18 protein-coding genes are annotated in these 20,179 nt (G+C 49.9%); 9 read left to right on the top strand and 9 right to left on the bottom strand.

Going from position 1 to position 20,179, the window contains the following annotated elements; translation table 11 throughout:
* Window position 1: 1 nt before the first annotated feature.
* The 4 genes from GOB58_RS10680 to GOB58_RS10665 form a co-directional block, all read right to left on the bottom strand.
* Window positions 2-1,288, bottom strand: coding sequence for a glutamate-5-semialdehyde dehydrogenase (locus GOB58_RS10680; RefSeq protein ID WP_173560191.1), 1,287 nt, complete (start codon window positions 1,286-1,288; stop codon window positions 2-4).
* A 63-nt stretch (window positions 1,289-1,351) separates the two neighbouring features.
* Window positions 1,352-2,446 carry a redox-regulated ATPase YchF gene (gene ychF, locus GOB58_RS10675; RefSeq protein WP_086555247.1) on the bottom strand — a complete coding sequence of 365 codons (1,095 nt, stop codon included), beginning with the start codon at window positions 2,444-2,446 and terminating at the stop codon, window positions 1,352-1,354.
* Window positions 2,446-3,027, bottom strand: a complete 582-nt coding sequence (gene pth / locus GOB58_RS10670) for an aminoacyl-tRNA hydrolase (protein WP_173560178.1) — start codon at window positions 3,025-3,027, stop codon at window positions 2,446-2,448. Before pth ends, ychF begins: the two co-directional genes overlap by 1 nt.
* Before the next feature lie 74 nt (window positions 3,028-3,101).
* Window positions 3,102-3,722, bottom strand: a complete 621-nt coding sequence (locus tag GOB58_RS10665) for a 50S ribosomal protein L25/general stress protein Ctc (RefSeq protein WP_086555249.1) — start codon at window positions 3,720-3,722, stop codon at window positions 3,102-3,104.
* A gap of 216 nt (window positions 3,723-3,938) precedes the next feature.
* Here GOB58_RS10665 and aspS point away from each other — a divergent pair, with 216 nt between their 5' ends.
* The gene (aspS, locus tag GOB58_RS10660) at window positions 3,939-5,741 is read left to right on the top strand and encodes an aspartate--tRNA ligase (protein WP_173560177.1); all 1,803 of its coding nucleotides are present in this window, start codon (window positions 3,939-3,941) and stop codon (window positions 5,739-5,741) included.
* Window positions 5,742-5,803: 62 nt separating this feature from the next.
* Window positions 5,804-6,625: an EipB family protein gene (locus GOB58_RS10655; RefSeq protein ID WP_173560176.1), complete on the top strand. Its 822-nt coding sequence runs from the start codon at window positions 5,804-5,806 to the stop codon at window positions 6,623-6,625.
* Between the two features lie 5 nt (window positions 6,626-6,630).
* Here the strand turns inward: GOB58_RS10655 and GOB58_RS10650 are convergent, their stop codons facing one another.
* The 3 genes from GOB58_RS10650 to GOB58_RS10640 form a co-directional block, all read right to left on the bottom strand.
* Window positions 6,631-7,158, bottom strand: a complete 528-nt coding sequence (locus GOB58_RS10650) for a hypothetical protein (protein WP_086555252.1) — start codon at window positions 7,156-7,158, stop codon at window positions 6,631-6,633.
* An 18-nt stretch (window positions 7,159-7,176) separates the two neighbouring features.
* The gene (locus tag GOB58_RS10645; RefSeq protein WP_242005317.1) at window positions 7,177-8,394 is read right to left on the bottom strand and encodes an aminopeptidase; all 1,218 of its coding nucleotides are present in this window, start codon (window positions 8,392-8,394) and stop codon (window positions 7,177-7,179) included.
* 188 nt (window positions 8,395-8,582) lie between these two features.
* Window positions 8,583-9,140: a DUF1643 domain-containing protein gene (locus GOB58_RS10640; protein WP_173560174.1), complete on the bottom strand. Its 558-nt coding sequence runs from the start codon at window positions 9,138-9,140 to the stop codon at window positions 8,583-8,585.
* 1,146 nt (window positions 9,141-10,286) lie between these two features.
* On the opposite strand from GOB58_RS10640, the gene GOB58_RS10635 reads away from it, so the two are divergent.
* Window positions 10,287-12,341, top strand: a complete 2,055-nt coding sequence (locus GOB58_RS10635; protein ID WP_173560173.1) for a glycosyltransferase — start codon at window positions 10,287-10,289, stop codon at window positions 12,339-12,341.
* A 114-nt stretch (window positions 12,342-12,455) separates the two neighbouring features.
* On the opposite strand, the gene GOB58_RS10630 is transcribed toward GOB58_RS10635, so the two are convergent.
* Window positions 12,456-13,913 (bottom strand): MATE family efflux transporter, encoded by a 1,458-nt coding sequence (locus GOB58_RS10630; RefSeq protein WP_233127517.1) that lies wholly within the window; start codon window positions 13,911-13,913, stop codon window positions 12,456-12,458.
* A gap of 371 nt (window positions 13,914-14,284) precedes the next feature.
* Between GOB58_RS10630 and GOB58_RS10625 the strand changes: the two genes are divergently transcribed.
* From GOB58_RS10625 to GOB58_RS10605, 5 genes are all read left to right on the top strand, one after another.
* Window positions 14,285-15,217, top strand: coding sequence for a ribose-phosphate pyrophosphokinase (locus GOB58_RS10625; RefSeq protein WP_086555257.1), 933 nt, complete (start codon window positions 14,285-14,287; stop codon window positions 15,215-15,217).
* Window positions 15,218-15,223: 6 nt separating this feature from the next.
* Window positions 15,224-15,823 (top strand): histidine phosphatase family protein, encoded by a 600-nt coding sequence (locus GOB58_RS10620; protein ID WP_086555258.1) that lies wholly within the window; start codon window positions 15,224-15,226, stop codon window positions 15,821-15,823.
* Window positions 15,824-15,961: 138 nt separating this feature from the next.
* Entirely contained in the window at window positions 15,962-16,573 is a 612-nt protein-coding gene (locus GOB58_RS10615; RefSeq protein WP_086634883.1) for a YqaA family protein, read from the top strand.
* A gap of 101 nt (window positions 16,574-16,674) precedes the next feature.
* Window positions 16,675-17,694 (top strand): SDR family oxidoreductase, encoded by a 1,020-nt coding sequence (locus tag GOB58_RS10610; RefSeq protein WP_173560172.1) that lies wholly within the window; start codon window positions 16,675-16,677, stop codon window positions 17,692-17,694.
* 51 nt (window positions 17,695-17,745) lie between these two features.
* Complete coding sequence (locus tag GOB58_RS10605; RefSeq protein WP_173560171.1) at window positions 17,746-18,537, top strand: META domain-containing protein; 792 nt, start codon at window positions 17,746-17,748, stop codon at window positions 18,535-18,537.
* A 7-nt stretch (window positions 18,538-18,544) separates the two neighbouring features.
* On the opposite strand, the gene GOB58_RS10600 is transcribed toward GOB58_RS10605, so the two are convergent.
* Window positions 18,545-19,621: a glycosyltransferase family 61 protein gene (locus GOB58_RS10600; protein ID WP_173560170.1), complete on the bottom strand. Its 1,077-nt coding sequence runs from the start codon at window positions 19,619-19,621 to the stop codon at window positions 18,545-18,547.
* Between the two features lie 99 nt (window positions 19,622-19,720).
* On the opposite strand from GOB58_RS10600, the gene GOB58_RS10595 reads away from it, so the two are divergent.
* Complete coding sequence (locus GOB58_RS10595; protein WP_086555263.1) at window positions 19,721-20,167, top strand: hypothetical protein; 447 nt, start codon at window positions 19,721-19,723, stop codon at window positions 20,165-20,167.
* The last annotated feature ends 12 nt before the right edge of the window (window positions 20,168-20,179 follow it).

Genomic DNA, 20,179 nt, shown 5'->3' with positions numbered 1-20,179 from the left:
GTCAGGACCTGACCTGCCCCGTACCGATGACTTCATAGCGAAAGGTTGTCAGCTGCTCGACACCAACAGGCCCACGCGCATGAAAACGCCCGGTTGCAATGCCAATTTCTGCGCCAAAACCAAACTCGCCGCCGTCACAGAACTGGGTTGAGGCATTCCACATCACAACAGCACTGTCTGTGCCGTTCATAAAGCGCGTTGCTGCCACTTCATCTGCTGTAATGATCGCCTCAGTATGGGAGGAACTATGCTGCCTGATGTGCTCCAGTGCTTCATCAACACCGTCAACAACAGCAATATTCAGAATTGCATCAAGCCATTCTGTATCAAAATCCTGCTCTGTCGCAGCAGGCAGAGAAGGCACAATCTTTCTCGCAGCATTATCGGCTTTAAACGTACAGCCCAGCTCCTGAAGGTCTGAAACGATCAGAGGGAGAATGGCCGGAGCAATAGCAGCATCAACCAGCAGTGTCTCTGTCGCACCGCAGATACCAACACGACGCATTTTGGCATTCGCAACAATACGACGTGCCATATTATGATCTGCTGCGGCATGGATATAAGTATGACACAGCCCCTCAGCGTGTGCGAGCACAGGCACCCGTGCCTCACGCTGAACCCGCTCAACCAGAGAGCGGCCACCACGCGGAATAAGCAGGTCAATCAGACCGGCGGCACTCAGCATTTCAGCCACATGCTTACGATCAGCATCAGGGGCAATCAAAACAGCATCTTCAGGCAACCCGGCAGCCCGCAGCCCGGCCTGCATCGCTTTATGAATAGCCCGTGCGGTGTGGATACTTTCTGAGCCACCGCGCAGAAGCACAGCATTACCCGATTTAATACAGAGGCCCGCAGCATCAGCCCCCACATTAGGGCGGCTTTCATAAATCACACCAATGACACCAACCGGAGTCGCAACACGGCGAATACGCAGACCGTTTGGGCGGGTCCATTCCTCAAGTACACGCCCGACCGGATCCTGAAGGTCGGCCATATCCTCAAGGCCGCGCGCCATAGCCTCAACACGTTCAGGTGTCAGCCGCAGGCGATCAAGAAACGCCTCACTCGTGGCGGAGGAGAGTGAAAGATCCTGAGTATTTGCCTCAAGAATAGCCTGCGAAGACTCGCGCAGGGCTGCAGCCGCGGCCCACAGCGCCTTATCACGCGTCGAAGCCGGGCAGACTGCCAGCTCCACCGTAGCCCGACGGGCCCGACGCGCAAGGTCAGTCATCCCTTCGGTTTCAGTCAGCTGCCCGGTCTCAGCTCGTTCTTCACCCGCCGTCATAATGGCGCTTTCCATCTCCATCTTTCACTCGGTTGCAGTCAGTCGGATAGTATAAAAGTCTGACTATACGTTAAAGCGGAACAGCAGAACATCTCCATCCTGCACAACATAGTCCCGCCCTTCAATACGCAGACGCCCGGCTTCTTTTGCCCCGGCCTCTCCGTTGCACTGCACATAATCATTATACGAGATTGTTTCGCAGGCAATAAAGCCGCGTTCAAAATCATTGTGAATAACTGCGGCAGCCTGTGGTGCTTTAGTTCCGGCAGTAATAGTCCAGGCACGCGCTTCTTTAGGACCGACTGTAAAGTATGTACGCAGCCCCAGCAAAGCGTAACCCGCTGCAATAACACGGTCGAGGCCGCTATCCTTCAGACCAAGACCATCGAGAAATTCACGACGCTCATCATCTGCCAGCTGGCTCACTTCAGCCTCAATTGCAGCAGAAACGATCACCGCTGCCGCACCTTCAGAGGCAGCCTTTGCCAGCACTTTTTCAGAAAACTCATTGCCGGTTGAAGCGGAATCTTCCTCAACATTACAAACATACAAAACCGGCTTGCTGGTCATCAGATTAAGGCGTTTTACAGCCTCTTCCTGCCCTTCCGGAATAGCCGTTCTGGCTGGTCGTCCCTCTTTCAGGGCTTCAATCAGAGGTTCAGCCAGGGCGATCTGTGCCAGTGCTTCCGCATCACGATTTTTTGCGCGTTTCTGCAAACCTGGCAGGCGTTTTTCAAGCGACTCCAGGTCAGCGAGCATCAGCTCTGTTTCAATAATTTCAGCATCACGCAGAGGGTCTACACTGCCCTCAACATGCGTAATATCTTCATCCTCGAAGCAACGCAGAACGTGAATAATCGCGTCAACCTCACGAATATTAGCGAGGAACTGATTCCCCAGACCTTCTCCCCGTGACGCGCCACGTACCAGCCCGGCAATATCAACAAACTCAAGGCTTGTCGGAACAGTCTTTTGCGATTTACCAATTTTGACCAGAGCATCAAGGCGTGGGTCAGGCACAGCCACACGGCCCGTATTAGGCTCAATGGTACAGAAAGGATAATTAGCAGCCTGTGCGGCGGCTGTCGCGGTCAGGGCATTAAAAAGAGTAGATTTTCCAACATTTGGCAAACCCACAATACCACAGTTAAATCCCATCAGCCCCGGTTCCCTTCTGGCAATGCAATCTCAGTTGTAAACTTATCCAGCTTTCCGTCAGCCAGAAGCGGTGCCGCATCGGCAACTCTCTCCAGAAGCGAGTCGAGCCATTCCTGACGCTCAGCCTCTGAAAAATTTCCTAAAACCCACGAATTCACCCGCTCTCTCGCACCAGGGTGACCTATGCCCAGCCTGACACGCCAGTAGTCGGGGGTACCAATCATTTTATCAATCGAGCGCAGTCCATTATGGCCGGCAGCACCACCACCGCGCTTTACCCTTACCTTACCTGGCACCAGGTCAAGCTCATCATGAAACGCTGTAAGATTCTCAGAAGAAATCTTATAGAAAGCCATTGCTTCCTGAACACTTTCGCCTGAAAGGTTCATATAGGTCATAGGGCGGAGAAGCATAACCTTATGCGCACCTATGCGGCCTTCGGCTGTTTCCCCTTTGAAGCGGCTGCGCCACGGTGCAAAACCATAACGGCGGGCAATTGCCCCGACAGCCATAAAACCAATATTATGCCGTTGCCGGCACATCGACGGCTCAGGATTACCAAGCCCGGCCCAGAGCAACATAACTGGTCCTGTATTCTCGTGATAAAACGGAAAGAGGTGCACCAGAAAAGGTGCACCCCCAAAACGCGCTCAGATCAGGCTTCGCCTGCTTCAGCAGCACCTTCACCTTCTTCGCCTGCAGATTCAACTGTCGGAGCAGCGATCGTTGCAATAACGAAGTTAGGGATCTGAAGAACAGGTGTAACGTGCTGTGTGCCTTCGAGGTCTTCCCAGCGAACGTTATCGTTGATGTCGAGTTTTGACAGATCAACAGTAAAGAACTCAGGAATGTGCTCTGCGTCAGCTTCAACTTCAACCGTGTGACGCACAAGGTTCAGAACACCACCGCGCTTAATGCCAGGAGCATCGTCTTCGCCGGTCACGTGAACAGAAACTTCAACTGTAACGCGCTGACCAGCTGACAGACGCAGGAAGTCAACATGCTCAGGAGTATCTTTAACCGGATGGAACTGAATGTCACGAATCAGCGCGCGCTCAGAACCACCATCTGCAATTTTAATCTGGTATACGCGTGAACGCCAGCCAGAGGTCTGAATGCCTTTGATGATAATGCGCGGGTCAAGAGCGATCAGAGCCGGCTCTTTTTTTCCACCATAGATAACTGCGGGTACCAGACCAGCACGCCTCGTTGCACGCGCTGCCCCCTTACCAGCCTTCGCACGCTTCGAAGCTTCAATCGATACAAATTTAGACACGATAAACTCTCCTAAAAAACAATAACGCGGCAGACCTCCAGGGGTGTCTGCACAGCGTGTGCGGCTCTACCATAAAAAAACACTCAGAAGCAATGCCGGAGAACGACTCTGCTTAGCAGGCTGACAGCACACATAAAAACCGGCTATACGGCTGAACACAAAGATTCACGCCCCGGCATAATAAAGAAAGCCGGGCCAGAAACGCAGGACGAGAGAATGCACCCTTACCGTACCCATAGCTGCTCAGCACTTCGTGCGGGCGATGCCGGCTCCACAGTTCGCCTGTCTGGCTGGGTCCATAGCAAACGGGACCACGGCGGACTGTTGTTTATCGACCTGCGCGATGAAACAGGCATTACTCAGATTGTTATTCCTGCAGGATCACCCGTCCTCGAACAGGCTGAGAGCATTCGCGCTGAAAGCGTTGTGACTGTTACTGGTGAAGTTGTTGAACGCGAAGCCGGCACACGCAATGCTGAACTGGCGACAGGTGATATTGAACTGCGCGCCCGCGAATTTACTGTGCAGTCAGCCGCAGCTGTATTGCCTTTTCAGGTTGCCGGCCACGAAAACTACCCTGAAGACCTGCGCCTGCGCTACCGCTACATCGACCTGCGCAGAGACAGTGTGCACCGTAACATGCTGCTGCGTGCCCGTGTTATTCAGAGCATGCGCAAACGTATGACAGGCCTTGGGTTTGTTGAGCTGCAAACGCCCATCCTCACCGCCTCCTCACCTGAAGGCGCACGTGACTTTCTGGTGCCAGCCCGTATGCACCCTGGCAAGTTCTACGCACTGCCTCAGGCCCCTCAGCAGTTTAAGCAGCTCGCTATGGTAGCAGGCTTTGACCGCTATTTTCAGATCGCACCCTGTTTCCGCGATGAAGCCTCACGCGCAGACCGCTCACCGGGTGAGTTCTACCAGCTTGACTTTGAAATGGCCTTTGCCACGCAGGATGAAATTTTTGCTGTGGTTGAAGATGTTATGTCTGGTCTTTTTTCAGAGTTCAGCAATGGCCGCACCGTCAGTCAGGCACCATTTGAACGTATTCCATACGCCCGTGCCATGAAGGTTTATGGCTCTGACAAACCTGACCTGCGCAACCCGCTGCTGATCTCGGATGTAACGGAAGCCTTTGCTGAATCAGGCTTTGGTCTGTTTGCCCGAATCGCTGCGGATAAAGGCGAAATTCGTGCCATTCCGGCACCAGGTGCGGGCGATAAACCCCGTGGCTTCTTTGATAAACTCAATAACTGGGCCCGCGAAAACGGTGCTGGTGGCCTGGGCTACATCACCTTTACTGAAGAGGGCGGCAAAGGCCCGATTGCGAAAAACCTTGAAGCTGACCGTGTTGAAGCGATCCGCACACAGCTGGGGCTGAAAAGTGGTGATGCTGTTTTCTTTGCTGCAGGTAAAGGAGACGATGTCGCGAAATTCTCTGGCCTGGTGCGCACCCGCATTGCTGAAGAACTCGACCTGATTGAGAAAAATGCCTTCCGCTTCTGCTGGATCACCGACTTCCCAATGTATGAACTCAACGAAGAGACCGGACGTATCGACTTCTCACACAACCCGTTCTCTATGCCACAAGGCGGCCTTGAGGCCCTGAACACACAGGACCCGCTGACCATCAACGCCTACCAGTATGACATTGTGTGTAACGGTATTGAACTCTCTTCAGGTGCGGTGCGTAACCATCTGCCGGAAGTGATGATCCGCGCTTTTGAAATCGCCGGTTATCCTGAAAGCGAAGTTGAAGCCCGCTTTGGCGGTATGCTCAATGCGTTCCGTTATGGTGCACCACCACATGGTGGCTCAGCCCCTGGTGTAGACCGTATTGTCATGATGCTGGCAGATGAGCCTAACATTCGTGAGGTCATCCTCTTCCCGCTCAACCAGCAGGGCGAAGACCTGATGATGAATGCCCCGGCCCCGACAACGCCTGAACGCCTGAAAGAACTGTCACTGACAATTAACCCGCCTAAACCCAAAGTTAAAACAGACAGCGACAAGGCCTGAACACTCTGAACATTATGATGCGGGGTGGTTGCATGATGACCCCGCATCGTTTTTTATAACGTATGTTTTTTTCCGTCCGGTGCCTTACCCGCACACTTCTCGTTTCTCTGATTTTTTCTCCTGCTACACTGGCTGATACACCGGCACAGAATACTATGTCGTGGCTCTCCGGCCAGGATGCCCACTATAAGCTGACTCTCGTGACATCAACCGGGCACAGCACACGCTCCGCCAGTGGCACGATGCACTACGAGCTTAAAGAAACACCAGCGAACTGGCTAACCCACCAGCGCATTGATGTTGAACGTACCTCGGCAACGGGAAAAACCGAACATCTTGTCTCGGATTACACCGCGACAGAAAGTAAAGATGGCCACAGCTTTATTTTTCAGACACGCCAGCAGGCAGACAATGCTATTATTCGTACGATCTCAGGCAAGGCAACACGCACCGGCACAGACGGATATATCGAATATGCTCAGCCTCTGAAAAAAACTCTTCCCTTATCAGCAGATGTGCTGTTCCCGGTTCATCATACAGCAGCCATCCTGTCAGCTGCCTCAGGTGGGAAAAACAGTCTTGCACTCAGGCTTTTTGACGGAACAGATGAAGACGGTTCGCTCTATACGTTTGCAACTCTCACTGGCTGGCAAAAACCTGCTACCAGACCAGCTTTCCCTGCACTGACAAACCTGCCTGAAACGAGGGTGACACTTGCTTATTTTTCGCATGACACCACAGAAATGATGCCAGACTACACGCTTGAGCAAAGTTATTTTAAAAATGGTGTATCTGACACGATAACACTCGATTTTGGCGATTTCAGCATGACAGGGACATTACAGTCCCTGTCTCTGCCAGTCATAAAAGACCAGAAATTATAAGCCGGTTATTGCCCGCTTTCAGAACGCAGCACAGCAATAAGAGCCTGCAACTGATCAGGGTGTGCTTTTAGCAAGGCAACATTCTGCGCATCAGGCTGCGGGATACCACTATGCCCCTGCACATTCATCAGGCTGCCAGTTAGGCCCACACAGGTCAGGCTCATAACAAAGTCACGCGCTGTAAAACCATTCGCCTTAAGAATGGGCTCAAGCTTATCTGTTTTCGAGACCATATCAATCTGCTGTGCAAGAGACATGCCTGCACGCCCGGGTGGCTGAATACCAGCGGCATGAATAGCCTGAAGCGTGCTTGTCAGCCGCGGCAAAACATCAGGTGACAGCTTATAATTCAGCGCTGAAGTCATTTCCTGGCGCATAGCGAGAACCTGCTGCGCTGACAAAGCGGGCGCTGCACCATTTCCTCCGGCGGCTGTTGTCTGGGCAAAAGCTGATAAACCTGAGCAGGACACAGCCAGAGCAGCAACGGCCAGCATCTTCACCGGATGAAAGAGAGTTTTTTTCTGGTTAAACATTGCGCTACCTTTCCGCTATTAAGAAATAACCCATTCGCCCTTGCGCATTAGCTTTACGCGCTGCCCGTCAGACGTCAGGCCATCAACATCAGTTTCGCCGGAGCCGATCATCCAGTCGATATGAAGGATGCTGTTATTGGCTCCACGCGCCGCAAGAGCTGTATCATCAAGCCCTTCAGCATCACGCATACATTTAGAATACGCCTGCCCAAGGGCAATGTGACTGGCTGCATTTTCGTCAAACAATGTATTCTTAAACAAGACACCGCTTTGAGAAATAGGGGAGGAATGAGGAACCAGAGCGACCTCCCCCAGCCTGCGGGCACCTTCATCTGTATCGAGAATACGGGCCAGCACATCCTGCCCTTTAACAGCATGCATTTCAGTAATTTTGCCGCCTTCAAAGCGAACAGAAATGCCATCAATCAGCGAACTCTGATTAAAAAGCGGTTTACTGCTGACAACGTGCCCTTCAACTTTAAGGCGGTGAGGCGTTGTAAACACCTCCTCTGTCGGAAGGTTGGGATTGCAGATCACACCATTACCGGCTTTTTCTGCTCCACCAGCCCAGTGGTGTCCATCTGCCAGACCAACGGTCAGGTCAGTACCTGGCCCGGTAAAATGCAAAGCCTCATAACGCGCATCGTTCAGGAAAGCTGCCCGTTTATGCAATTGTGTATTATGAGCCGCCCACTCTGCTACCGGATCCCCTCCTGTAATACGCGAGGCCTTAAAAATAGCCTGCCATAACTCACTGACAGCCTCATCATCCTGCAGAAACGGAAAAACCTGACGTGCCCAGGCGACTGTAGAGGCTGCAACAATTGTCCAGTTCACATCAAAACTGGTTATAATTTTCATTGCAGGCCGGTTCACCACAGAAGCAGCACGGGCTGCACGGGAAATACGGGAAGGGTCCTGGTCAGCGAGCAAAACGGGATCAGAGCCTGTGATAGCCAGGCGGGCCGCACCTTCACGAAAGCCCTCTGTCATACCATGCGCCAGCCAGCCCGCAGCTGTATCGAACGTCTCGTCATGCCCATAGCGATAGCGCGCCAGGGTTGCTTCATCATCTGAATAAAATGTGGTGACCAGAGATGAACCTGCTTTGTAAGCATGCTCGGTAATGCGACGCACCAGAGAGGCACTCTCAAGCGGCGCGGTGATGATCAGCTGCTGTCCTGGTTTAATATTTAGCCCGGTACGAACGGCAACCTCGCCAAGCCGATCAAGCATGGCAGCAAACCTGTTATCCCCGGCACGGCCATCCTGAAGAAAATTTTTCTTATCTGATATGCTGGTCATCCGGTTCCCCTCATATGGAAGAGATACTCTCTCTTGTTTTTGCGACATCTTCATGGCACCAAAATTAACGAAAAAAATCTTTATTATAAAAGATTAACATAACGCAACATGTGACCCGGCTACAGCTGGTCAGGCAACTGAAACGGCAACAGATCACCTGATAAATATAAAGGGTGGCAGGGTCGCCCGTTCTGACCCACCTTCAGTGCATAAACCGGTATATTATGAGACTGGAAAAGACGCACGACATCAGGCCCGCGCGCCAGTAACGCCTTAATTCTGGGAGAGCCATAAGCCGCTATCACTTTATCTGCCTCAGACGCCATGCTGAGCAATTCAGTATCATTCCGGGGGCCTACAGGGTCTGACACTTCAGCCAGGCGCATCTGATCTGTACAGCGGTAAGCAAAACTATTCCCGATAAGGACGGAACCGTACCCCCATGCCCGGGCATAACGCTGGCATTTTGCAACAGTTCTGTCATCGCCATATTCAGTCGCAACAGACGGGTTCATCATCAGCCACATAACCGACGGCAAAGTTTCATCCCATACACGCCGGAGTGTATAACGATAACAGTTATCCGCGCCTCCATACGTAGCAGTGCTAACACAATCACCCGGCAGACCAAGAGGTCGGGAAGCCCCGACATAATGCCCGTCAAAAAGATCTGTCATTATATTCCTTACATGCCACACAAACCTATAAATACTTTATAAAATATAATTTTTTATTTTATTTCAATATGTTATTTTTAAAATTATATATAATGTTAATTATTTAATATAAAATTCTTTATTTTTTTGTATTTTTATATAAATTTCTTAACTTTACTTATAATAAAATTACTGATGATAATTATGTTGAATTTTATCAGAATGTTACGTCAATTTACTGAGGATTTACTGCATAAAACCTTAATTATATCAAAAACTGACTATACCCTGCTATGGAATCTCTATCAAAAAAAAAATATCACACCAGAGCTTCTTCTTTATTGTGAATACACTCAAAAAATTGCTCCGAGTGATGCACGCATTACAATGATAATTGGCTGTCTGCGCCTGTTACAAAGCAAGGCATCAGCGTCAGAGGCCTTTGGTTTTTTAGCTCAGAAATATCCCTCCAGTCTCTGCCATTTTTTACTTATTGCGAGCCATACATTTTTTTCACACTGGGCTCTCGCACACGATGCATGTAAAAATTTTCTTAGCCAGTTTACGCCTCCTTCACACCCGATTTTTGAAAAAACTCTTTCTTTAATCATTAAGAATATACCAGATGTTTTTTTTACGGCATTTTCACTCACAGGGAAAATAACACTTTACTGCCACGATTATGCACAATTAAATGACCTGACTGTTACCCTTGATCAGTATAAATTCGTGCTACAACCAGCCAGAAATAAAATAATTATACGCCTCCCCTCTGACTGGAAGAGTGCAAAAATTCTTACAGTTTCAGCAAAAAATAAAAAAAATATTCGCTATACTTTCAACATTCCCACATTTCTTCATGTAAGAGGCTTCGCAGAAATCTCTGGTGGCCATATCACTGGCTGGGTATGCTGCGACACTGATCCTGAACGCGATATCAGCCTTCTGATATCATCTATGCAGGATAAACAAGATTTTCTTCTGAAAAGAATAAAAATTTCGCAAAAAAAATACTCTGATGTTAGTTTTCTCAAAGAAGATTCTGAAAAGCATTATTTCTCTTTTTTTCTTTCTGACTTAAGAAAAAACGCGAATCTTTTATTTGTAAAAACTGACAATGGTAAAAATCTGTATGGTAGTCCTGTCTCTCTCTCATTATTTCAAAACATGGCATATCGTTATGCGTTAGAAACAGAAAGAAATTTCCCGGCTATATTCCTGACCGCCCCTGACAACACCAGGGAAACATTACCACTCGACCTAAAACCCGCCTGCATTATCGTCCCTGTTTATAATGGCTTTACCGCCACACAAACCTGCCTGCAGCAACTCAAAAAATTTAAACCGGCTTCGGTCCGCCTGATTCTGGTCAATGACGCCTCTACAGATAGACGCATTCATTCACTTCTCTTTTTATATCAAAAACTTATACCTGATACCGTTATTATTCAGCATCAGAGAAATCAGGGCTTTCCTGCCACTGCCAATACCGGCCTCAAAGCCCGTTATAAAAATGAGGATGTTCTTTTACTCAATAGCGATACTATTGTTTCAGAAAGATTTTTTCAAAAACTTCAGTTGACAGCCTATATAACTTCAGACATCGGCACGGTAACACCTCTATCCAACAGTGCAACAATATTCAGTTATCCCGAAATCAATATTAGTACACCCGTTCCCACTGTAAAAAAATGCGCCGAACTTGATCAGCTGGCTGAAAAAATCTGGCAAAGCGAGGTGCCGGAAGTACCAACCGCACATGGCTTTTGTATGTATATAAAAGAAGAGTGCCTGCAGGAAACAGGACTTTTCAGATATGATGCCTTTGCACAGGGATATGGAGAAGAAAACGATTTTTCACGGCGCGCCGCTGCTTTAGGCTGGCGCCACGTTGCCTGTCCTGGTGTTTATGTCGGACATGCAGAAGGACAGTCTTTCAGCTCCGTGAAAAAAGATCTGATAAGGCATAATTTAAAAATTCTTAACGCCATGCATCCTGGCTACGATGAACTTGTACAGTCATGGCTGCGGTGCGACCCGCTTCTCCCTTTTCGTCGTATGATGGACATCGCTCTTTTTTCAAAAAATAGTCTGTTTTCACAATCAGTTTTACTTGTCACACATGACCGTGCTGGTGGTTTATCAAAACATATTGGCGAACGTGCAAAACACTACCTGGTTCACAATATCCATCCCTTTTCACTCAAACCCATTACCTCTGAATCCGGTGTCCCTTTATGGAAGCTGGAAGACATTCCCAACAATGATTATCGCAATCTGATTTTACCACGCAGTGCCAAAGCACTAAATGCACTTCTGAGAAAAATTAAATGCTCAAAAATTGAAATTCACAGCTACATTGGTCACGGCATTAAAAAAATTTACGAACTTACTAGCCTTGATATTCCCTATGACGTTTTTATTCATGATTACTCGTGGTTCTGCCCGCGCATTACATTAACAACACCGTCTGCACATTATTGCGGAGAGCCCGGGCTGACCTGCTGTCAGGCGTGCTTTAATTCCAGCTCACAGGGCGACACAACCGGTGACACCACCAGAATAAAAATATTAAAACAATACACTCATAAAATTTTAAAAAATGCACAAAAAAATTATGCTCCTTCAAAAGATGCAGGAGAGCGCATCTGCCGGCAGCTGAATATCAAACCGAGCATACGCCCCTGGGAAAAAATATCCGGAAATGAAACACTGACTTTCACTCCCCGGACAAAAGGAAAAAACCGCCATGTCGGTATAATGGGGGCTATCGGGCCTGAAAAAGGCTACTATCAGCTCCTCCATCTGGCACAACTGGCAGCCACCATTAATGCCCCTGTGCATTTTATTCTTGTGGGTTACAGCTGTAATGACCAGGAGCTTCTGGCAACAGGGAAAGTAACCATCACAGGCCCCTACCAGGAATATGAAATTACAGAGCTGACAAACAAGCACTGCATCGACTGGTTTTTTCTGCCTTCAGTCTGGCCTGAAACATGGTCATATGTTCTCACACAGATATGGACAGCAATGCGCCCTGTCATAGCATATGATATCGGGGCACAGGCTGAACGTATCAGAAAAACACATAATGGCACCGTAGTACCCTTACATACCCGGCCACTTCAGCTGCTCATAGTTTTGCACAACCCTTCTCTGTGGGCGACACAACAATCATTACCCTCTCCGGGAGAAAATACTCTTCCACCCCTGAGATCGTAGCCCCACCAGACTCGCTTTTTCTCAGAGCTGCCCCTTGTCTGTCATATTTTTTATAATGTTATGACGAGGTCTGGTTCTCAAAGCACCCAGGCAGCACGGGATAACATCACCCCGTTACTGACACTCATCCGACAAAGGCGCTGCCAGTTCATCCAGTTCAGCCATAGCAGATTCTGCACTTATAACCGGCACATCAGAAGCCATAACACCTGCACCAGCATGCTCAGGCACTGAACCTGCCAGGTGTCGTGTCACACGAAATGCCGTCACAACAGCGAGTGTACCAAAAATAATCACCCCGGCAGCCTGACCAAGCTGCACTCCACCAGGACCATAATGCTGCCCGGCCCAGACGAAAGGCACTGTACCCAAAGTTGCCCGCCCCCAGTTAAAGGCCGTCGAATACAGCGGGTGTCCCAGATTGTTAAAGGCCGCATTCGCCACAAACAGCATACCAACAAACAAATAACTACCAATGGTCAGCGAACAGAACAGGTGAATAAGCATGGCCCCATCACCCTGGGCGTTAAAAATAACGACAACATAATGTTGCAGACTGGCCAGAATAACCCACGTCACGCCAATACTCACCAGAACAAGCTTCAGAGCTGCTGTCAGTGTCTCTCTGACACGGTGATAAAGGCCGGCTCCCATATTTTGCGCCATGATAGGTCCCACTGACCCTGTCAGCGCAAATACGAGAGAAAATAATACAGGGGTTGTACGCTCAATAGAGGCCTGACCACCAACAGCATCCAGACCAAAGCGCGCCATCGCCTGAGTCACGTAAACACCGCCAACAGGTGTAGCCAGATTTGTAAGAATGGCAGGCATAGCCACTGAGGCAACGCGCCTGGTATCAGCCAGAATACGGGACGGAACGGGCCAGCACAGCATATCATGCCGTAATGCGCCTTTAAGGCCCAGAGCAGCCACAGCCAGCCTTGAAAGGATCGTACTGATGGCGGCACCGGTCAGCCCCTCATGCAGCCCAAAAATCATAATCGGATCAAGGATTGCCGATATCACCGCCCCGACGAGCGTAATATGCATGGACCCTTTGGCATCACCTACCACTCTCATGAGGGAAGAACAGCCCATCCCCATACAGATCAGCGGCAGAAATGGACTGACAACACACAGATAATGCGTCGCCTGACGCAGAGCCTCATCCTTCGCCCCAAGCAGGCACAAAAGAGGATGTGCAGCAAAAGCGGTTAAAACACCGAGTAAAGCCGTTAAAAGCAACGTCACAGTCAGAGCTGAAGATGCTGTTCCCCTGGCATCATCATGATGGCCGGCACCAATAAGACGCCCGGTTGCGGCACTTATTCCGATAGTCAGACCAATAGAAACAGCAATCTGCAGGCCTATCACAGCCCCGGCAAAACCAATGGCTGCCGTTAGCGCTGGTTGTCCCAGATGCGCAATATAGACCATATTGAGCATATCAACGGCAAAAACAGCCATGAGACCAATTGCCCCGGTACCTGCCATAACCAGAACATGCCGCATAATACTGCCAGTCGTAAAACAGGCTTTGCGTCCGGATGTCAGGCCGTCTTTCGACATATTTCTTCCACTTCTGTGCTTACTGGCACCATTATAACAAATTCAACTTTAAGGTTTTTTCTCCGCGCGAGCCAGAGCATGGGGCAGAAATTGCCCGATCCGGCGAAAAAACAGGATGCTGAACAGGCTCAGTGCCGGTTACAGACTCGGGCAAAAAAAGCGGCGGGGAAAACAGGTGGCGCAATACTCATGATGTGACCAGTCGTTAGAGAACCCTTGATTATGACGCAAGGGCACACGTGCCGCCTTACAGATTTTGTTGCTATTTTTTTGACCTGATAGATGACAACCGGCGCTGTGGTTGCTAAAGACCGGCCCGTCTCACCGCCTGTTTAAAGCTCACCCGAAAAGAGCAGGGAACCATCACCATCATGAAGATTGTCGCCTGTAACAGCAACCTCCCGCTGGCTGAAGCCGTCGCAAAAGAACTCAGCCTGCCCCTTTGCAATGTCACTGTGCGGCGTTTTGCTGACATGGAAGTCTTTGTAGAGATCCATGAAAATGTGCGTGGCGAGGATGTCTTTGTTATCCAGAGCACATGTACACCCACCAATGATAACCTGATGGAACTCCTGGTCATGCTCGATGCGCTGCGTCGTGGCTCGGCCCGTCGTATCACAGCAGTCATCCCCTATTTCGGTTATGCCCGCCAGGACCGCAAATCAGGCCCCCGCACCCCTATCAGTGCCAAGCTTGTTGCCAACCTTCTGGTTGAAGCCGGTGCCAGCCGTATTCTGACCCTTGATCTCCACGCTATGCAGATTCAGGGCTTCTTTGATATTCCGGTTGATAACCTTTATGCCGCGCCTCTCTTTGTACGCGATATTCTGGACCGCTACGGTAAACGCGACCTGATGATTGTCTCCCCTGATGTCGGCGGTGTGGTGCGCGCCCGTCAGCTGGCCCAGCGACTGAACACAGATCTCGCCATTATCGATAAACGCCGTGAACGTGCGGGTGTCTCTGAGGTCATGAATGTTATTGGTGATGTACGCGGCCGCCATTGCCTGCTGGTCGATGATATTGTTGATAGCGGTGGCTCACTGTGCAACGCAGCACAGGCTATTGCCAATAATGGGGCCGCCTCAGTTGGTGCTTATGTAACGCATGGTGTCCTGACAGGTAATGCTGTTGAACGTATTGCAAACTCCTGCATTGAAATGCTGACGCTCACCGACAGCATCAGAGAAACAGAAGCAGTTGCAGCCGCGCCAAATATCCGTCAGGTTACTATTGCTGGTCTGCTCGCCCGCGCTATGCGTGCTGTGGCTGACGAAAGCTCTGTCTCGTCTCTTTTCGACTGAGGATCTATGCCCTTACTTGAATTACGCTCATACTGGTACCTGCGTCATGGCCAGACTGACTGGAATCGTGATGGTCTCTCTCAGGGACGAACCAACATTCCCCTGAATATAACGGGTGCCGCGCAGGCACAGGCTGCCGTTGAGCTGGTTCTGGGCGGGCTTAAGAAACACGTGCCCTTCACCCATATTGTCAGCTCTCCGCTTGACCGTGCTTTTCAGACGGCCGTCACCGTGCGTGACGGGCTGATTGAACGCGGTTTAAAGCCAATGCCTGTCACCACAGATGAACACCTGCAGGAGGTCTGCTTTGGTGAGCAGGAAGGCCAGCCAATGGGAGACTGGTATGACAGCTGGATTGCAGGCGAATATACGCCTGATGGTGCAGAAAAATTTTCTGACCTGCGCGAACGGGCCGTACGAGCTGTAAACCGCGCCACTCATGGAGGCGGTGTACCGCTGATCGTTGGCCATGGTGCCGTATTCAGGGCTCTGCGCGCTGCCATGCACCTGCCGGCCAATGTCAGGCTGCCCAATGCAACGCCTTTATGGCTTGAGCCTGGCCGTGCCCCGAACCTGCCATGGCATCTGACCATGATGTCTGAGTAACCAGCTAAAAATTATTAAGTGACGAAAGGCGGTTAATCTGTTTGTGCTGGTTAACCGCCCTCCGTGATACGTCCCGAAAAGAATTTACAACTAAATAACTCTGGCCTCTGGTAGTTGGACGTGGCATTGCTCAGCATCATGCAAAATGCCTCCTCTCATTCCCGGCCATCATGGTTTCAGCGTCTGTACACCCGTGTTTGTGCCCACGCCGCGAGCCCTCATGCACCTGCATGGCTGGCTTTTCTGACATTCTGCGAAGCCAGCTTTTTCCCCCTCCCTCCCGAAACTCTGCTGATACCTATGGTGCTGGCACGCCGTGAATATGCATGGCGTTATGCCTTTATCTGCACTGTGTTCAGCGTATTCGGGGCCTTACTGGGGTGGCTGATCGGGGCCATGCTGCTTGACCTCATAGCACGCCCTATTGTGCATTTTTACCATGCTGAACACACACTGATCTCGCTGCAGGAGAAATTTCGTCAGTGGGGTGTCTGGTTTATTCTGCTCAAAGGACTCACACCCATACCCTTCAAGCTGGTTACTATTGCCAGCGGTATGGCGCATTTTGCATTACTGCCATTTATTGTAGCCTGTACGGTGACACGCGGGCTACGTTTTTTTCTGGTCGCAGGCCTGCTGAAACAGTTTGGCCCCTCCATTGAAAAATTTATCGAAACCCGCCTGCCTCTGGTCATGGGGGCTGCAGCCATTGTCTTTATCAGCGGCTTCCTTCTCTTACATTACCTGTAACAGAAAAGAACGTATCCGGGCTCAGCTCTTGCAGTAAAACGCAGGAAAAGGCACACAAGACTCCCTATTCTCTGATGCCGCTTTATTGCAGGAGCTTCATTATGCCCTCTCAGATCGCTGTTATCACTGGTGCCGGTACAGGCATTGGTCGTGCTGCCGCCCGGGCTCTGGGACGAGCCGGCTTTGACATTGCGCTGATCGGACGCAATGAAGAACGACTGGCTGAAGCCGTACAAGACCTGCATGAGCACGCCATTAAAACGATGACCTTTGCCCTTGATGTGACCAGCCCTGAGGCCTTACGTCAGGCTGCTGAGCAGATCGAAAACGAACTTGGCCCGATTGCCGTCTGGGTAAACTGTGCCGGTGCAACAGTTATCGGGCAGGTCACATCACTCTGCGCACAGGACATTCAGCGCGCAACCGACATCACATATATGGGGAGCGTCAATGGCACCCTCGCTGCACTGGAGCATATGCGCCGACGCAGCCAGGGAGTTATTATTAACCTCGATCTGGCCCCGTCTTTACGTGATATGCCGCTTCAGGCTGCTGAGAATGGCGCCCGGGCGGCTCTTCGTGCTTTCTGTAACAGCCTGCGCGCTGAACTGCTTCACGATGCTGATGCCATTCGTGTAGTGACTGTTGATCTGCCTGCAATCAATACACCGCGCTACCGGTGGACACGTAACACAACAGGCCAGACACTTCGCCCTGCAGGGCCAGTCTATGAGCCTGAAGTCGCTGCCGAAGCTATTTGCCGCGCTGCTTTTACAACCAGCGACACAATATCGGTCGGTCCTGAAGCAATCCTGTCATTTTTACATAAAATTACCGGTACCGGTTACAGCATCAAAAAACGGGTACAAAAAGGGTACAAAACACAGTTGAGTAAAGTCTATGCACCTGACCACGCAGCAGACAACCTCTATACCTCACCTGCGGGCATTATGGGTGCACATGGCGACTTTGACAGTAAAACAAGACGCGCTGACAGCCCTCTGTCATTCTATATACCCTCAAGCCTTCTTGCAGGGTTAAAGGGGGCACTCCTGGCGATCGGCCTGACCAGCCTGGTCACGCATTTTATCAACACAAAAGAAAAACAAAACCACCACTGAGAGAACTGCGTTTCATATAACATCTGATCCTGTATCACCCGGAGAGTTCTGATGTCTTTGCTGTTGCTTCGTCGTCGTACAACACTTGCCCTGTCTGCCCAGCTACTTGGTTGTGGCTTTCAGTCATCCCGGGCACAGGCTCAGACAACCCCTCTGACACTGCAGGGAAACCTGATCTACCGTGAACGCATATTACTGCCTGCAGCCCGGGCTGAGGTTCGCCTGCTTGATGTCAGCACAATTTCAAAGGCGCCGGCTGTCATCTCGACTGACAGCATGGATATTAACCAGCAGGTACCGGTACCATTTCATCTGAGTATAAACCGCAACCTTTTTAAGCCTGGACACACCTACGCTTTATCTGCCGTTATTTTTGTTGATGGACAGCCCTGGTTTAAAACACCCTCACCAGCTCCGGTCAGTTTAAAAACCAGTAAAGACATCACGATCATACTGCGCAGAGAAGTGACACAGCCCTTACCCCATACTCTTAAAGGTTCATGGCACACCGATAAAATTGGCCAGACCTCACTGCGTGACGGCACCATCACACCAACTCTGGACCTGCATGGAGACGGTACTGTAAGCGGATCAACAGTCTGTAACACCATAAAAGGCCGCTATACGGCCACGGGTCAAACAATAGCATTTTCTGCAATCGCAAGCACAAAAATGGCCTGTGCTGACAGCACAGCAACCCAGCGCGAGAGAGCTTTTTTGCATAGCCTGGAAACTGTAAAAAACTGGGAAATCAGTTCACAGGGTGAAATACTGACCCTGAGTAATCAGGCAAAAGAACCTCTGCTCGTTTTTCATCGCCAGTCTCACCTGCCACTGAAGTAAGTAAGCGCTATAATGCCCACTGCATGAGCAGGGCTTCAAGCTGCTCGGGCAGAATGACAAACGGAACATCCCAGGTCGTTGAGGGATGCTCCGTCTCACCGCGTATTTCCTGATATGTCAGGCCACGAATACCTGCAATAAAAGCATAAAATGTATCTGGCATAGTCGCGGGTGCTAAAATGCCAACCTTTGTCCCGGCCGCACAAAATACTATGCTGCTCATGCCTGCTCCCATCATCCCCACAACACAGGCGGCATTCCGGAAAAGCTTAATCTGCTCAAGCAATGTTAAAGCTGCGGGGTCAACCGTTATAAAGCCATAGCGTATCAGAAGAGCCTGTATCTGCTCTTCATGAGCAAGGCTGCGCCGGCTCCCGGGACGAGCAATATATAATCTGAGTGGAGAACCAGAGAACATTGCCGCACTCATTTGCTCATTACGCTCAAAGCAAAGAGGAGACATATACACACCGTGATCTGTCAGCCCCTCAACCAGTGTAAGAGTTCTGAAATAACGAACCTCATCATTTCCAAGAGACAGATACTGATAATACCGTGGTGAAGAGAGGGCGACAGAATCACGTATTACTGCCTGCATTGCTCCTGATACCTGCGGCACCACCAGACAGCTGTAAGACCCCACCCGCTCAGCCCGCCAGAGCCTGGGCAAAAGTTCAACCAGCCAGTGACCATAATTATGATCTCCCCGCTTTCGCAAAAGCAGGCTGGGTTTTTCTTCCGGCACACTCTCGGTTTTTGACAGAACACGCTCATACGCTCGCTGACACTCTGCCGCACTATGCTGCGCTATTGTTTGTATAATCAGCTCATTATCGCGGGTAAAAACCAGCCCCTCTTCAGTCACATAAACATCTGAAAGACGGCGTATAATAAAAGGGCGGGGCATATGCTGCCCTGTATGCCACCCGGCATGCATAGCCTGTAAAACATCATCCGGCACAAGATGCAGGTTTTGTACGGCGGGAGAAGGCTGAAAAAATGCGGGAGAGAAGAGCTCTGCCAGAGTTTGCCCGGCTGCGGCTTTCAAATCAACAGTCTTCACAGAAGACAGATCTTTTTTCATCTTATAATTATCTTCTTCTTTACTTTTAATAATAAAAATTAAATAATAACCCTCATTAGATAAATATTATTTTAATAAATATATAACCTGGCGATTTTCATGATACCCTCTTCTCTACTTATACAAATTCTTGGTGAAAACCCTTTATCAACACAAAAAGAGATAATTTCTGTCCCCAAAGATCTTTTTATATTTCTGCTTCATACTTACATGATGCAGCAACCTTTTAATGAAGCACAATATCTGAAAACAAATCCGGATGTGGCCGAAGCTGTACACAGAGGCGCTATAGATTCCGGCCTGACACATTTTCTCAATGCAGGGTACTGGGAAGAGCGCGAGGGCGGCTCGTATAAATTTTCTGAAGACTGGTACCTGCGACAAAACCCTGACGTCGCTGTCTCGGTACGTCTTGGGGAAATCATTTCAGGCAAAAAACACTACCACTTATATGGCAAATCGGAATGGAGATGCCCTTCACCCGAACTCAGTGATGAATACGAACTCTGGAAAGCCTTTCTTCGTCCCTCCGTAAAAAAAGAATAAAATTTTATACCT

The organism is Acetobacter thailandicus (assembly GCF_011516655.1).
Classification (GTDB): domain Bacteria; phylum Pseudomonadota; class Alphaproteobacteria; order Acetobacterales; family Acetobacteraceae; genus Acetobacter; species Acetobacter thailandicus.
Note: the sequence above shows the minus strand (reverse complement) of the source record. Positions and strands in the feature narration are given on the sequence as shown.

Bases quoted from the DNA above. Each gene is read 5' to 3' on its own strand.
- GOB58_RS10615 (WP_086634883.1), top strand. From the start codon at position 15,962: ATGCAAAATGCCTCCTCTCATTCCCGGCCATCATGGTTTCAGCGTCTG.
- GOB58_RS10655 (WP_173560176.1), top strand. From the start codon at position 5,804: ATGTTTTTTTCCGTCCGGTGCCTTACCCGCACACTTCTCGTTTCTCTG.
- GOB58_RS10635 (WP_173560173.1), top strand. From the start codon at position 10,287: ATGGCATATCGTTATGCGTTAGAAACAGAAAGAAATTTCCCGGCTATA.
- GOB58_RS10610 (WP_173560172.1), top strand. From the start codon at position 16,675: ATGCCCTCTCAGATCGCTGTTATCACTGGTGCCGGTACAGGCATTGGT.
- GOB58_RS10625 (WP_086555257.1), top strand. From the start codon at position 14,285: ATGAAGATTGTCGCCTGTAACAGCAACCTCCCGCTGGCTGAAGCCGTC.
- GOB58_RS10620 (WP_086555258.1), top strand. From the start codon at position 15,224: ATGCCCTTACTTGAATTACGCTCATACTGGTACCTGCGTCATGGCCAG.
- GOB58_RS10640 (WP_173560174.1), bottom strand. From the start codon at position 9,140: ATGACAGATCTTTTTGACGGGCATTATGTCGGGGCTTCCCGACCTCTT.
- aspS (WP_173560177.1), top strand. From the start codon at position 3,939: ATGCACCCTTACCGTACCCATAGCTGCTCAGCACTTCGTGCGGGCGAT.
- GOB58_RS10630 (WP_233127517.1), bottom strand. From the start codon at position 13,913: ATGTCGAAAGACGGCCTGACATCCGGACGCAAAGCCTGTTTTACGACT.
- GOB58_RS10645 (WP_242005317.1), bottom strand. From the start codon at position 8,394: ATGCTTGATCGGCTTGGCGAGGTTGCCGTTCGTACCGGGCTAAATATT.
- GOB58_RS10650 (WP_086555252.1), bottom strand. From the start codon at position 7,158: ATGTTTAACCAGAAAAAAACTCTCTTTCATCCGGTGAAGATGCTGGCC.
- GOB58_RS10605 (WP_173560171.1), top strand. From the start codon at position 17,746: ATGTCTTTGCTGTTGCTTCGTCGTCGTACAACACTTGCCCTGTCTGCC.
- GOB58_RS10595 (WP_086555263.1), top strand. From the start codon at position 19,721: ATGATACCCTCTTCTCTACTTATACAAATTCTTGGTGAAAACCCTTTA.
- GOB58_RS10600 (WP_173560170.1), bottom strand. From the start codon at position 19,621: ATGAAAAAAGATCTGTCTTCTGTGAAGACTGTTGATTTGAAAGCCGCA.
- ychF (WP_086555247.1), bottom strand. From the start codon at position 2,446: ATGGGATTTAACTGTGGTATTGTGGGTTTGCCAAATGTTGGAAAATCT.
- pth (WP_173560178.1), bottom strand. From the start codon at position 3,027: ATGTTGCTCTGGGCCGGGCTTGGTAATCCTGAGCCGTCGATGTGCCGG.
- GOB58_RS10680 (WP_173560191.1), bottom strand. From the start codon at position 1,288: ATGACGGCGGGTGAAGAACGAGCTGAGACCGGGCAGCTGACTGAAACC.